Here is a 13,789-nt window from a genome sequence, read left to right as displayed (position 1 = left end):
ATTGGTTCTGTAGCTCAGCTGGTAGAGCAGTACACTTTTAATGTACGGGTCCTGGGTTCGAATCCCAGCGGAGCCACCACATCCTCCCTAGCTAACGGCTAAGGAGGTTTTTTTATCGGAAATACCAGGCATTGGTTCTGTAGCTCAGCTGGTAGAGCAGTACACTTTTAATGTACGGGTCCTGGGTTCGAATCCCAGCGGAGCCACCACTAACACCCTCGCCCACAAGGCGGGGGTTTTTTGTTGTTAGCCTGGGCGTAGAAGACGTAAGCCGGAGCTTGCCGCGCGGCGCTTGCCAAGGGGGCTACTGCTATCTAACGGGTGCGCTACTCACCGCAGAGCCGGGCGGCCGCCTAGCGCGCTATGGCTCCGAATTGGCGGCCTGAGGATAAGCAGCTACCGGCCTGGGTTGAGTGCCGCACAAGAAGGCGGCGCGGTAATGAACGCATTGGCGATTACGTATTTATCGGGAGGGAAAATCAGTATTTTCCATTAGCTAGTGTGCCGTACGAGCAGCAAATTTGTATACCATACCTCTTTTCTGCCAACTGCTATGACTTACAATCCTGTTTACGGCCCCGCCGCCCAAACCTGTGAGCAACGTGCCCGGGTTCTACAACAAATGCAGGCAACCTTTCCTAAGCTGCGCACCAAGGCTTCTGCCGTAGCCAGTCAACTCTACGCGCGCTACGTGGCTGGCGAGCTGAGCTGGCTACAGGTACGGCAGGCACTAGATGCAGCCATGAAGCGCTAAGTGGGGCGAAGCCAGGTGCCGACTGGCTACTTGGTCAATATGACCTCTGCCCCGTTACCCACGCATAAAACAGACAGGGTTAAAACCTAAAAAAGCCTCGCCGTGTCATCGGCGAGGCTTTATAGCTCTGGTTTGGAAAAGGAAAATGTTGGAAAGGGTGGCACCCAGCTAGGTGGGAGTAGTACAAAGAAAGACGCCCGAGAATGCTACTGAAAGGACAGAGTGAGCAGAATTGTGACACAGGATATGAGGATAAGTAGTTTAATAAGCAATAACTAAAATGGGTTAAGTGCAATTTGAATTGACTTCCTGCTTGTCGTTCACGAATAGCGATTATCCAACAGCACATTAACCCAATTTGCCGCTATAAGGCAGACTTAAAGCAATGTGACTTTTAGCAGTAAGACTGCCTGGAATTTTTAAGATGAGGCGACTAACCTGGGGGTGCAGAACTTATCAAACACCTCCGGCCGTGCGCCAAAATCTACTGTAACCAATACGCGGGCACCTTACGTAAAATAGGCTATGGAGCAAAAACTACTGGGTCCGACGTATTCTTCGCTGCGCGCTGCCGAGGCGCGCCCTGCCAGTGAGCCAGCACCGGTAGACTTGATTTTTGTGCAAGACCTTGGGATGGTTCCTAAACGGATTATTACCCCGAGCTCACCCCTTGCCCGTCCTGTAGCCGACCGCAAGTGGCTAGGGGCTGATTTCTCGCACGTTATAGTATCACAGCAGGTTTCCTGAGGCCGTTGCCTGGTGGAATGAGGCGGAATAAAACTGATTGGGTAAGTGCAGGTTGGCATAAGTCATGGAGGCTGCCGCCTAAAGGATTAGGCCCTGTAGCGTAAGGTGGGTAGCGCAGCCACGCTGCCAGGCCTATTGGCTAAGGTGAAACCTGGTGAGAGGCTGACTTTGCTAGGCGCTACCTTTGCCGGCAGATTGCGGCCCCGCCTCGCACCTCCTTATGCTGAAAAACGACCTCCTCCTGCGCGCCGCCCAAGGCGAAACCACCGAGCGCACCCCCGTCTGGCTTATGCGCCAGGCTGGCCGTATCCTACCCGAGTACCGCGCCCTGCGCGGCCGGCTTTCTGGTTTCAAAGAGCTGGTTGAAACCCCGGCTTTGGCTGCCGAGGTCACCATTCAGCCCGTCGATGCCCTTGATGTCGATGCGGCTATCATCTTCTCCGACATCCTGGTAGTGCCCGAGGCCATGGGCCTCACCTACGAGATGGTGGAGGCGCGTGGCCCACTCTTTCCGGAGGTAGTAAAAAGTGCGGCCGATGTGGAAAAGCTGCGCGTGGCCGACCCCGAGGAACACTTGGGCTACGTGCTCGAAGCCCTGCGCATCACCAAGCGCGCGCTAGCCGGCCGGGTGCCGCTTATCGGCTTCGCGGGAGCGCCCTGGACCATTCTGGCCTACATGGTAGAAGGCCACGGCTCCAAAACCTTCAGCAAGGCCCGTCGAATGCTATACCAGGAGCCCGCGCTAGCCCATCAGCTGCTCGAAAAAATTACGGTAACGACCATTGGTTACCTGCAAGCGCAAGTGGCCGCCGGAGCCGATATCGTGCAGGTTTTCGACTCGTGGGCCGGCATTCTGCCGCCCGCGCACTACGCCGAGTTTTCGACTGCCTATATCAACCGCATCAGCGCGGCGCTGGCACCGCTGGTGCCAGTCACGGTGTTTGCCAAGGGCGCGTGGTGGGCGGTAGAAGATTTTGCCAAGTCGCCCTGCCGCACCATCGGCCTCGACTGGAACCAGTCGCCGCAGCAGGCCCGCCAGCTAGCCCCCGGTAAAACCCTGCAAGGCAACCTCGACCCCTGCGCGCTCTACGGCACCCCTAGCCAGGTAAAAGCGGCCACTGAGGCCATGCTGGCCGAGTTTGCCGGCGGCCCGCACATCGCCAACCTCGGCCACGGCGTGTACCCGGATACTAATCCTGACAACGTGAAAGTGTTCGTGGAAACGGTGAAGGCGTGGCAAGGCAACTAAATCGGAAGCGAAATGGACGTAAAAGACAGCAATGGCACCCTACTCGCCGAAGGCGACTCGGTCACCCTCATCAAAGACCTCAAAGTGAAAGGCTCGTCGCAAACGCTTAAGCGCGGCACGCTGGTCAAGAACATCCGCCTAACCAACTCTTCCGCCGAAATTGAGGGCCGGGCTGGCGGCAGCACGATGGTGCTTAGGACGGAGTTTTTGAAGAAAGCCTAGCGATGGAAATTGTAAAAGCGGATTTCGGCATCGGTTTCTACGTGGTGTCAATACTGGTGTCGGGTTTGCTGTTTTTTGCGTGGCGGCGGCTGTGGCGGCGCGTGTTTCGCTCAGAGGCGGTGGTGGTTATTGCTACTTCGATAGCCGCTATCATTACCACGCCGGTGGTGCTGCTGGCGCTGCTGTGGCTGCTGCACTCGTTCACTACCTCTTGACGTAGAGCTCCTACGCAATGCCTAGCGAGGAAGAAAAAATGCTGGCCGGCGAGCGCTACGCTGCCTTCGACCCCGCGCTGCTGGCGGCTCGCACTCGTGCCAAGCGCCTGCTGCATCGGCTCAACGTGACGGAATACCTGCTCACTGATACGGCTCGCTCCATTTTAACCGAGCTACTGCCGCACGCCGGCGAAAACCTGTACATCGAGCCACCCTTTCACTGCGACTACGGCGCCAATATCTACTGCGGCAACAACGTGTATTTCAACGTGAACTGCGTGGTGCTCGACGCGGCTAGGGTCACTATCGGCTCCAATGTGCTCTTTGGCCCCGGCGTACAGCTCTACGCCGCCACGCACCCGATCGATGCCGTGGTGCGCCAGACACTGGAGCTAGCGCGGCCCATCAACATCGGCGACGACTGCTGGCTCGGGGGCGGGGCCATTGTATGCCCTGGCGTCACGATTGGGGCAGGCTGTGTTATCGGAGCGGGGGCGGTGGTTACCAAAGACATTCCGGCCTATTCGCTGGCCGTGGGCAACCCCGCTAGGGTAGTAAGAAGCCTGGCTTAGCCCAGACGCGCAGGCGAGTGCCTACTGCAGGCCGGCTTGCTGAGCTTCTTCTAATAGCTGCGCTTTCTCGATGGGTACCACGCCCACCTGCTCGCACACCAGGCCGCCGCCGAGGTTGGCTAGGGCCGCGGTGAAGGCAGCCGGCTGGCCTAGCGCTACGCAGCAAGCGGCGATGCTGATAACTGTATCGCCGGCGCCCGATACGTCGGAAATAGTGCGCAAGTGGGCTGGTAGGTAGGTTTTTTCGTCGTTTTGCTGGGCAAACACGCCGTGCTCGGAGAGCGTGACGAGCACCATTTCGGGGGCTAGTACGTCGCGCAGACGGGCCACTGCGGCTTCGAAGCCGGGCCGGTCGGCGTCGGGGGCGCCAAACTCCAGCTTCAGGCCCTCGCGCAGCTCCTTCAGGTTGGGCTTAAAGAGCGTGCAGTGGCGATACGCCAGGAAGTTCTTCTTTTTGGGGTCAACTACGGTAGGTACGCCACGCTCGCGGGCGCGGGCAATGCACTGGGCAATAATGGCTTCGGAAAGAACACCTTTGTCGTAGTCCTCGAAGATGACCACGTCGGCGCGGGGCAATAGGTCGTCGTAGGCAGCGAGGAGCTGACTGGCTTCTTCGGCATTGAGGTTAGTTTCAACCTCCGAATCGATGCGCACGAGCTGCTGGCCGTGGGCTAAAATGCGCTGCTTGAAGGTAGTGGGCCGGTGCGCGCTGCGGATGATGCCATCGGCGGGGAGGTGACGCTCGTGCAGTAATTGGAGCAGCTGGTCGCCGCCCTGGTCGGCGCCCACCACCGAGCACAGCAGCGGTGTGGCGCCCAGCGCCTGCACGTTGAGGGCCACGTTGGCGGCGCCGCCGAGGCGGTTCTCGGTGCGGTCCACGTTTACCACCGGCACCGGCGCCTCGGGCGAGAGGCGGCTGGCGCGGCCCCACACGTAGGCATCGACCATCACATCGCCGACTATCAGGACTTGTAACTTATTGAAATCGGCGAAGAGCTGGGCGAGCGGGGTAGGGGCAGACATAGGCGCAAAATTAGACCTAAAGAACAGTGAGCAGTGAATAGTGAGCAGTGAGTACTTGCCCTATATGCCCTTTGTTCACTGCCCACTGCTCACTGTCAACTACTTACTACCCTTCTGCCCGCAGCACGGCCAGGGGCGGCTGGCTCAGCACCGAGCGGCTATTGAGGCCGCCGATGAGCGCCGTGAGGCCCGCCACCAGCGCCACCAGCACCGGCAGCGGCCACAAAGCGCTGAGCGCAAACGGCGTTTCGAAGACCCACACGGCCAGCGCCCAGGCGGCTAGGCTAGCCAGCACCACGCCTGCCAATGCTGCCAACGACCCTAGCAGGGCATACTCCAGCAGGGTGATGCGCAGAATCTGATTGCGGCTAGCCCCTAGCGTGCGCAGCAGCACGCTTTCGCGGGTGCGCTGGTAGCGGCTGATAAGCACCGACGAGGCCAGCACCAACAGGCCAGTGAGAATGCTGAAGCCGGCCATGAAGCGAATGACGAAGGAAATTTTGCTCAGAATCTCGTCCACCGTTTGCAGAATCAGGCCCAGGTCGATGGCCGAAACGTTGGGAAAGTCGCGCACCAGCGCGCGCTGGGCTGCCGCCAACACGGCATTGCTAGGGGTGCGCGTGAGGATGACGTGGAACTGCGGCGCGGCTTCGAGCACGCCAGTGGGGAAAACCACCAGGAAGTTGGTTTGCACCCGGCCCCAATCGACTTCGCGGGTGCCGCCTACTACCACGTCGAGGGGGGCGCCCTGCACGTTGAAGCTCAGGGTGTCGCCGAGCTTGAGCTTGACGCGCTCGAAATAACTGGCATCGACCGACACGCGGGGCAGGCCGCCGGCCTTAGCGGGCTGGGGCGCAGTGCCGGCAATCAGCTTCTCGGTTTTGCTGAGCGTGTCGCGGTAGGTCACGCGGTATTCGCGTGTGAGCGCCCAGGGCGGAATGCCGTTGGCGGTATCCTTTTTAAGCTGCGTCACGGTTTTGCCATTGATGGCGGCCAGGCGCATCGTCACAATAGGCACCCGCTGAATAATGGGCAGCTTTTGGGCCATCAGCAGGCTTTCAACGCCTTTTTCCTGTTCAGTCTGAATGTCGAACAGCACCAGGTTGGGCTGGTTGCCAGCGGCCGAAAGCTGCACCCGCCCCAGCAACACCGACTGCGTGAGATAAAGCGTAGCCAGCAAGAATGTGCCTAGTCCGAGCGAGAGAATGAGCGTAACAGTTTGGTTTTGCGGCCGAAACAAATTGGCTAGGCCCTGCCGGGCCACGTAGCTCCAGCCGGTGGGGAAGAAGCGCCGCAAGGCCCAGCGCAGCCCCAGGCCCAGCGCCGCCAGCGCCGCCAGTGCGGCCAGCAGCCCGGCCGCAAAGCCCAGCGCCAGCTTCCAGTCGCGGGTCTGGTAATACGAAAAGCCCAGCACAAATGCCCCAATGCCGGCCAGCACCAGCCCGCGCAGCGGGTCGGGCGTGGCAGTGTCTTCGTCGAGCGAGGCGCGCAGCACGCGTAGCGGCGACACCCGCCGAATGCTCAGCAGCGGCAGTAGCGCGAATAATACCGCCATGGCTAGGCCCGTCAGCAAGCCCAGGCCAACCGAAGCCGGCGATACGGCCACGGCTACATCGACCGGCAAAAAGCTGCCCAGCACCTTGGGCAATAGCAGCTGCACCACCGCGCCCAGCCCGGCCCCGATAGCCGCACCCAGCAGTCCCAGGCCCGAGGTTTGGATGAGGTAGATGAGCAGCGCCTGCCGCCCACTAGCCCCCAGGCAGCGCAGCACGGCCACGCTGGCCAGCTTTTCTTTCACATACAGGCTCACCGCGCTGGCCACGCCCACGCTGCCCAGCAGCAGCGCCACAAAGGCCACGAGGCTCAGAAACCGGGTGAGGTCGCGGAAGGAGCGGCCGGTGGCTTGCTGCCGGCTAGCCACGGTATCGGTGTCGATGCCGGTCTGGTCGAAGCGCGCCTGCAGCGGCTTGATGGCAGCCGCCACATCGACGGTGGGCGCAAACTGGTAGTAGGTGCGGTACTGCACCCGGCTGCCGCGCTGCACCAGGCCGGTCTTAGTCAGCAAGCTAATGGGAATGAATACCTTGGGCGCCACCGCAGCGCTGAAGCCACTCTGCCCCGGCGTCTTCAGCACGCGCCCCACAATAGGCACCGTGAGCGTGCCCACCTTCACCGAGTCGCCCACGCGGGCGCTGAACTGGTCGAGCAGCACATCGTCCACGAGCGCGCCGCCAGCCTGCCCGGCCCGAAACTGCGCGCTGGCCTGCGCCGGCTGCGTTTCCCAGGCGCCGTAATACGGGAAGCCCGCGCCCAGCGCCCGCACCTGCGCCAGCCGCACGCCCTGCGTGCGCGGAAACGACACCAGCGAGGCAAACGACACTTCATCGGTGCGAGTGCGACCTAGCCGCCGCAGCGCCGGCCGCAAGGTCGAGTCAAACGGCTGGCTCGACGAGAGCACCAAGTCGGCGCCCACCAGCTCGCGGGCCTGGGCGTTGATGCTGCGCGCCAGGTTGTCGCCAAACGAATTGATGCCCACCAGCGCCGCAATGCCCAGCACGATGCTCGACATAAACAGCGCCAGGCGCGAGCGGCTGCGGCGCGAATCGCGCCACGCCATGGTTACTAGCCAACTGAAATTCATAAAACTGTAGCGCGGACTTTGTAGTCCGCGCCTGAACGATATACCAAATAATGCGGGCGCGGACTAAGCCCGCGCTACAGTTTCCTCCACCACTTTGCCGCCCCGCATGCGCATGATGCGCTGGGTTTTGGCGGCTAGCTCCAGGTCGTGGGTCACGAGCACGAGCGTGGTGCCGGCTTCCTTATTGAGGTCAAATAATAAATCGACGACTGTGGCGCTCGTGTCGGGGTCGAGGTTGCCGGTGGGCTCATCGGCGAAGAGAATCTGGGGGCGGTTGGCGAAGGCCCGGGCCAAGCTCACGCGCTGCTGCTCACCGCCCGATAGCTGGGCAGGGTAGTGGTGGCCGCGGGCCCCTAGCCCCACGCGTTCCAGTAGCGTTTGGGCCTGCTTGGCCACGTTGCGCTCGCCGCGCAGTTCCAGCGGGACCTGCACGTTTTCGAGGGCCGTGAGGGTAGGCAGCAGCTGAAAATTCTGAAAAATGAAGCCTACGTGCTGGTTGCGCACCGCCGCGCGTTGGTCCTCGCTCAGCTTATCGAGCTGAATACCTTGCAGCCACACGCTGCCGCTGGTGGCGCGGTCGAGGCCCGCACACAGGCCTAGCAGGGTGGTTTTGCCACTGCCGCTCGGGCCCACAATGGCAAACGTATCGGCGGGCTGCAGGCTAAAGCTTACTTCGTGCAGCACCGTGAGCTGGCGCCCGGCGCTAGAGTATGTTTTGGTGAGGTTTTCGACTTGAAGGCTGGTCATCTAGGGGCAATTTTCGGAGAGAGGTGCTGCTGGCAAAGCGCGCGGCGATGGAAGGGGCTAGCGTAGGTTGTAGGTGGGTAACAATCTTTTGGAAAGAAAAACGTCATCCCAGTGGTTATTGGCTACGTAGGACGCACATCGTCGGCCTATACTTTTGCCTGATTTTAGTTTCGTCATGAAGTACATACCCGGAAGTGCCTTGCTACTGGCTTTGCTAGCCGCTGGCTGCCAGTCCGATACCAGCGCCACCAAGACCACGGCGGCCGCTAACCCCGCTGCCGAAGTCCCGGCGCCCAAGACCCAGCCCGCCATTTTATTTTTTGGCGACAGCATTACTGCGGGCCTGGGCGTGGAGCCCGACCAAGCGTACCCGGCACTCATCGAGCAGCGCGTCGATTCGCTGCACCTGCCCTACACCGTCGTCAACGCCGGCCTTAGCGGCGAAACCACCGCCGGGGGCCGCTCGCGCATCAACTGGGTGCTGAGCCGCCAGCCGGTGAGCGTGTTTGTGCTGGAGCTGGGCGGTAACGACGGCCTGCGCGGTCTGCCCCTCGCCGACACGCGCAAAAACCTGCAAGCCATCATCGACACTGTGCGCCAGAAGGCCCCGCAGGCCAAAATTGTGCTCGCCGGCATGCAGATTCCGCCCAATATGGGCCCCGCTTACGCCGCCGATTTCAAGAAGCTTTACGCCGAAACGGCCACTAAAAACCACCTCACCCTCATTCCTTTCCTGCTCGAAGGCGTGGGCGGCATCGCCAAGCTTAATCAGCGCGACGGCATTCACCCCACGCCCGAAGGCCATAAATTGGTGGCGCGCACCGTGTGGCGCACCGTACAACCTTTGCTCTGATGACTGCCCCCCTTCTCGAAACTGAGCGCCTGCGCCTGCGCGGCCACCAAGCCAGCGACCTCGCACCTATGCTAGCCATGTGGCAGCAGCCGCCGTTTTGCAGGTACCTCGGCGGCCAGCCGCTGCCCGAAAACGAGGTGTGGACGCGCCTGCTGCGCAGCACCGGCTTGTGGCCGCTGTGCGGCTTCGGCTACTGGGCCGTGGAGGAAAAAGCCACCGGCGAGTTTATCGGGGCGGTGGGCTTCGCCGATTTTCGGCGCGCCATTAGTCCGGCGCTCGGCGACTGGCCCGAGGCGGGCTGGGTACTGGCCCCGCATTGCCACGGCCGGGGCTATGCCAGCGAAGCCGTGGGCGCAGCCCTGGCCTGGGGCGACAAGAACTTCCCGCGGCCGCGCACCGTGTGCCTCATTGATGTGGCCAACGAGCCCTCGCTACGCTTGGCCAACAAGCTGGGCTATAAAGAATATGCCCGTACGGAATTGGGTAGTACGCCCGTGGTACTGCTAGAGCGGTTTGCGCCGGGCTAGCTAGGCCGGTAGACCTTGGCTATATCACGCGCAGCGCATCCACGTTCACTTCGTCGCGCAGTAGTTCCAGGTTGCGGTAGGTGCGGGGGCGGCCAGCGTCGGTGCTGAGCGTGGGCGGCGCGCCTAGCTGCGCCACATCCAGAATAAGCTGGGTAAACTTGCGCTCACCCAGGTACACGGCCACCGGGCGGCCCTGGTGCCGGGCCTGGTAACCGGCCAGCGCTTGGTCAATTTCCTGTAAAACTGCGCTCATAAGATAGTAAGTACGAAGGATAAACGGGCGCGAAAAATAGGAACTAACCCAGACTTATGCAAACCAGGCCAGGCTGGCTAGCCGCACTATTTGCCCCGCTGCCCGACCTTTGCCGCTGCTTATGAAGACTTCTGCCCCCGACCTGGCCGCCCGGCCCATTGGTATTTTCGATTCCGGCATCGGCGGGCTCACCGTGGCCCGGGCCGTGGCCCAGCGCCTGCCCCACGAGCGGCTGGTGTATTTCGGCGATACGGCCCACCTGCCCTATGGCGAGAAAAGTACCGCCGCTATCCAGGCTTACTCCATCAAAATCTGCGATGTGCTGCTGCGCCAGCACTGCAAGCTTATCCTAATTGCCTGCAACTCGGCCAGTGCCGCCGCCTATGAGCTGGTGCGCGAGTACGTGGGCTCCAAAGCCGTAGTAGTGGGCATGATAGACCCCGTGGTGGCGCACGTAGGCCAGCACTACGCCGGCCGGCCGGTAGGCCTCATCGGCACCAAGCAAACGGTGGGCTCTAATATTTATCGCAAAAAAATAGACCAGCTTGACCTCGGCGTTGACCTGCACGCGCTAGCCACCCCGCTGCTCGTGCCCATGATAGAAGAGGGCTTTTTCGCGGGGCGCGTGTCCGAAGAGATTATCCGCGCCTACCTCGACCATGCCACCTTGCAGGGCATCGATGCGCTGTTGCTGGCCTGCACACACTTTCCGCTTATCAAGCCCCAGATGGAGGCATACTACCAAGGACGGGTAGCGGTGCTAGACCCCTCCGATGTAGTGGCAACTACCGTAGCCGAGGCACTGGCCGCCCGCCAGCTGCTGGCTAGCCCCGCCGAAGCGCCTCCGGCGCACCACTTCTACGTGAGCGATTTTACGCGCTCGTTTGAGGAAAGCACACGTCTGTTTTTTGGCCAGGAAGTGCAGCTGGAGCACTATCCGCTGTGGGAATAGAGGCGCCGCTGCGCCGCTAGGGCTGCTAAACGGGCAGCACAATGCGAAAGGTGGAGCCCACATTGGGCTCGCTACGCACCGTGATAGTGCCGCCCGCATTCTCCACTATTTTCTTTACCATATACAGCCCAATGCCCGAGCCCTCAACGTGCGAGTGCAAGCGCTGAAACATGCCAAATAGCTGACTCTGCTGGGCGGCATCGAGGCCCAGGCCGTTGTCCTGCACTTCAAGGACTACCTGGCCCGGCCCGGGCATACAGCGCAGCTCAATGCGGGGCGCCCGGCCCGGGGCGCGGTACTTAATGGCATTGCTGAGCAGGTTGTAGAAGATGCTGCGCAGGTTTTTGGGCGAAAAGGAGAGGGTAGGGTGGGCCGACACATCTACCAGCAGCTGGGCGTGGGCTACCGCTAGCTCCGGAGCAAGGTCGAGCTGCACATCTCGCAGCAGCCCTGCTAGGTCTACTAGCTCTTCTGCTTGCTCGTGGGCCTGCTGCAGCTTGGAGATGTCGGTGAGGTGCGCAATTGTCTTTTGAAAACGCTCGATGGCTCCGTGCATCATATCGAGCAAGGGGTGCACCTGCTCATGCTCCCGCAATTGGTCGGGTAGCTGCTCTTGCAAGGCCGTAAGCAGCCCTTCGATGTTGGTAATGGGCGCCTTGAGGTCGTGTGAGGCGGTATAAATAAAGTTGTCGAGGTCGGCATTGGTGCGCAGAAGCTGGCTGTTGGTAGCCTGCAATTCCTGGTTAGCAGCCCGCAGCTCTTCATTCAAAGCCTGCACCTGGTGGCGGGCGGCCACCTGCTCGCTCACCTCGGTAGCCACCACCGTAACGCCGGTAGTCTGGCCATCGGCGTTGCGCAAGGGCTGGTACACAAAATTCATGTACATAGTTTCGCGCCGGCCCGCGCGGTCAATAAGCGACGGAAGCTCGTGCGCCACGTGAGGCTCGCCCGTGGCCAGCACAGTATTAAGCAGCTCCTCAAAGCCCTGCCCGCTAGCCTCGGGTAGCAGCTCAAATAAGGGTACCTGCAGCGACTGCTCGGGCGTGCGGCCCCACAAGCGGCCCATTGCTGGGTTGGCAAGCTCGATAATGTACTGCGGCCCCCGAAAAACGGCAATGGCCACCGGGGCCTGCTCAAACAGCTCGCGCAGCTGCTGCTGCTGGGCAGCGCGCTGCTGGCGAGCGAGCACCTGCTCGGTCACATCGTAGGCAAAAACGGAGATGCCGGCCGGCTGCCCGTCTTCCTGGTAGGCCTGGTAGGTGAAATTGAAGTAGGTGGTTTTGGCCTGGTCACTGTCGGGCTGCACTACCTTGAGCGGCAGCTCATTGCCGTAATAGGTTTCACCCGTTTGGTACACATGGTCGAGCAGCTGCACAAACCCCTGCTCAACCGCTTCGGGCTGAATGTCGGCAATGGGGCGGCCCCGCATCTGGCGGCCCGGAAACAGCTGCTCGTAGGCGGGGTTGAAGTAGGCGAGCCGGTGCTCGGGGCCACGCAAAAAGGCAATCACGGCCGGCGTGCGCTCGTACACGTTAAATAAGTCTTCGCGCTCCTGGGCTCGCCGCTGGGCGGTAGCCAGCATCTCGGCTTGCAGGGCATCGGCCCGCTGCTGGGCGAGCACCTGCTCGGTCATGTCGAGCGCAAATACTAACACACCGTCGATGCGGCCGTGCTCATCGTAGCGCGCCTGCTGAATGTAGTGCAGGTAAAAATCTTTCAGCGGCCCGCCCTCATAAGTAGCAATCGGCGTTCGTATGCCAACTTCCTCGTGCGTTTGCCCGGTTTCGTACACGTGCTGTAGCGTGTGCCATACGGGCTGGCCGCTGATTTCGGGCAGGGCCGCCAGCAGAGGCCGGCCCAGCAGCTGGCGCCCCGGAAATAGCTGCTGATAAGTAGGATTAACGAGTTCAAAGACAAAGTCAGGTCCATCAAGCATGCAAATAGCTGCCGGTGCCTGGTTGAAGAAGCGCGTCAGGCGCTGGCGTTGGTGCTCGGCCTCGGCCTGCGCCTGGGCTAGCGCCCGGGTGCGTTCGGTCACGCGCCGCTCTAACTCTTCGTTGAGCTGCTGCAGTTGCAGCTGCGTGCGCGTAAGCTCTTCATTATTAGCTAAGAACTCCTCATTGGCCGCTTGCAGCTCCTCATTGGTGGCGGCCAGCTCCTCGTTCAGGTGTTGCACCTGCTGGCGGGCCAGCACCTGCTCCGTCACGTCGATAGCAATGTCGAGCACCCCTAGCAGCTCGCCGCCAGGCCCATACAGGGGCTGATAAACAAAGTTGAAATAGCAGGTTTGCAAGCGCCCCTGCTGGGCCAGCTGCGCTGGCACTTCGCGCCCCACGTAGGGCACTTGGGTGCGGGCCACCTCGCCAATAAGCTCCGCAAAGCCCTGGCCCTGTAGCTCGGGCACGCCCTCCAGCAGGGGGCGGCCTAGCACCTCGGCGGGCTCGTGGCCCCACATGGCGCAGAGCTGGGTATTAGCCGTAGCGACTTCTTGCTCCGGGCCCCGAAAGAGGCCGATAGCCACCGGCGCCTGCTCTAGTATCGACTCTAATAAATTGCGCTCGCGCTCGGCAGCCTGGCGGGCAGCTTGCTCGCGTGTCTGGCTGGCACGCAGGGCCTGCTCCACAGCCGGGCGCTCCTGCTGGGCGCTGTTGGTCAGGCTCACCACCAGGAGGTCGCCGCTACGTTGCGCTGCCACCAGGTAAAAAGAATCAGCCTCGTCGCTCTCGTAAGTGAAGTCGAACGTGCCGGGCTGGCTGGTAGCGAATACGCGCCGGTAAAAATCCAGCAGGCCCGTAGAGTAGGCATGCGGAAACAATGTGCCGAGTGTGCCCGCCGGGCGCTCGGGCAGCCCGGTCATGCGCTGCCCGGCTGGGTTAATGTATTCCAGCGTAAAGTCGAGCAGGTCCTCCGCTGGCCCCAGCACCGGGCGCAGCAGGTTAATGGCCGTTAGCGATACGGCTAGCGTTGTTTGCAGCAGGTCGTCGGCCAGGGGAAAAGGAAGCGCAGTAGCGGCAGTAGCCATCGAAGCAGATAA

At 61.4% G+C, this 13,789-nt stretch carries 13 protein-coding genes and 2 tRNA genes; 10 read left to right on the top strand and 5 right to left on the bottom strand.

Annotated features, from left to right (window positions below; genetic code table 11):
* Window positions 1-3: 3 nt before the first annotated feature.
* The 7 genes from J4D99_RS08125 to J4D99_RS08095 all read left to right on the top strand — a co-directional run bounded on the left by J4D99_RS08125 (window position 4) and on the right by J4D99_RS08095 (window position 3,759).
* Window positions 4-79: transfer RNA gene (locus J4D99_RS08125), tRNA-Lys, on the top strand.
* Window positions 80-133: 54 nt separating this feature from the next.
* A tRNA-Lys gene (locus tag J4D99_RS08120) sits at window positions 134-209 on the top strand.
* A 344-nt stretch (window positions 210-553) separates the two neighbouring features.
* The gene (locus J4D99_RS08115; protein WP_208131199.1) at window positions 554-754 is read left to right on the top strand and encodes a hypothetical protein; all 201 of its coding nucleotides are present in this window, start codon (window positions 554-556) and stop codon (window positions 752-754) included.
* 967 nt (window positions 755-1,721) lie between these two features.
* Entirely contained in the window at window positions 1,722-2,750 is a 1,029-nt protein-coding gene (hemE, locus tag J4D99_RS08110) for a uroporphyrinogen decarboxylase (protein ID WP_208131198.1), read from the top strand.
* Between the two features lie 12 nt (window positions 2,751-2,762).
* On the top strand, window positions 2,763-2,972 hold the full coding sequence (locus J4D99_RS08105; RefSeq protein WP_208131197.1) for a zinc ribbon domain-containing protein YjdM: 210 nt from the start codon (window positions 2,763-2,765) through the stop codon (window positions 2,970-2,972).
* Between the two features lie 2 nt (window positions 2,973-2,974).
* Entirely contained in the window at window positions 2,975-3,187 is a 213-nt protein-coding gene (locus J4D99_RS08100; protein ID WP_208131196.1) for a hypothetical protein, read from the top strand.
* Window positions 3,188-3,204: 17 nt separating this feature from the next.
* Complete coding sequence (locus J4D99_RS08095) at window positions 3,205-3,759, top strand: sugar O-acetyltransferase (RefSeq protein ID WP_208131195.1); 555 nt, start codon at window positions 3,205-3,207, stop codon at window positions 3,757-3,759.
* A 21-nt stretch (window positions 3,760-3,780) separates the two neighbouring features.
* Here J4D99_RS08095 and J4D99_RS08090 read toward each other — a convergent pair whose 3' ends face one another.
* From J4D99_RS08090 to J4D99_RS08080, 3 genes are all read right to left on the bottom strand, one after another.
* Entirely contained in the window at window positions 3,781-4,782 is a 1,002-nt protein-coding gene (locus J4D99_RS08090) for a bifunctional heptose 7-phosphate kinase/heptose 1-phosphate adenyltransferase (protein ID WP_208131194.1), read from the bottom strand.
* A 106-nt stretch (window positions 4,783-4,888) separates the two neighbouring features.
* A complete protein-coding gene (locus J4D99_RS08085; protein WP_208131193.1) occupies window positions 4,889-7,423 on the bottom strand; it encodes an ABC transporter permease in 2,535 nt (844 codons plus the stop codon).
* Between the two features lie 63 nt (window positions 7,424-7,486).
* The gene (locus J4D99_RS08080; protein ID WP_208131192.1) at window positions 7,487-8,170 is read right to left on the bottom strand and encodes an ABC transporter ATP-binding protein; all 684 of its coding nucleotides are present in this window, start codon (window positions 8,168-8,170) and stop codon (window positions 7,487-7,489) included.
* 175 nt (window positions 8,171-8,345) lie between these two features.
* Between J4D99_RS08080 and J4D99_RS08075 the strand changes: the two genes are divergently transcribed.
* Window positions 8,346-9,023 carry an arylesterase gene (locus J4D99_RS08075; protein WP_208131191.1) on the top strand — a complete coding sequence of 226 codons (678 nt, stop codon included), beginning with the start codon at window positions 8,346-8,348 and terminating at the stop codon, window positions 9,021-9,023.
* Entirely contained in the window at window positions 9,023-9,550 is a 528-nt protein-coding gene (locus J4D99_RS08070; RefSeq protein WP_208131190.1) for a GNAT family N-acetyltransferase, read from the top strand. Before J4D99_RS08075 ends, J4D99_RS08070 begins: the two co-directional genes overlap by 1 nt.
* Window positions 9,551-9,569: 19 nt before the next feature.
* Here J4D99_RS08070 and J4D99_RS08065 read toward each other — a convergent pair whose 3' ends face one another.
* The gene (locus tag J4D99_RS08065) at window positions 9,570-9,803 is read right to left on the bottom strand and encodes a hypothetical protein (protein WP_208131189.1); all 234 of its coding nucleotides are present in this window, start codon (window positions 9,801-9,803) and stop codon (window positions 9,570-9,572) included.
* 121 nt (window positions 9,804-9,924) lie between these two features.
* Here J4D99_RS08065 and murI point away from each other — a divergent pair, with 121 nt between their 5' ends.
* Window positions 9,925-10,755 carry a glutamate racemase gene (gene murI, locus J4D99_RS08060; RefSeq protein ID WP_208131188.1) on the top strand — a complete coding sequence of 277 codons (831 nt, stop codon included), beginning with the start codon at window positions 9,925-9,927 and terminating at the stop codon, window positions 10,753-10,755.
* Between the two features lie 25 nt (window positions 10,756-10,780).
* Here the strand turns inward: murI and J4D99_RS08055 are convergent, their stop codons facing one another.
* Complete coding sequence (locus tag J4D99_RS08055) at window positions 10,781-13,777, bottom strand: PAS domain-containing protein (RefSeq protein ID WP_208131187.1); 2,997 nt, start codon at window positions 13,775-13,777, stop codon at window positions 10,781-10,783.
* Between the last annotated feature and the right edge of the window lie 12 nt (window positions 13,778-13,789).

The sequence above is a fragment of the Hymenobacter sp. BT559 genome (assembly GCF_017571525.1).
Lineage (GTDB): Bacteria > Bacteroidota > Bacteroidia > Cytophagales > Hymenobacteraceae > Hymenobacter > Hymenobacter ginsengisoli.
This window is presented reverse-complemented; position numbering and strand designations above follow the sequence as displayed.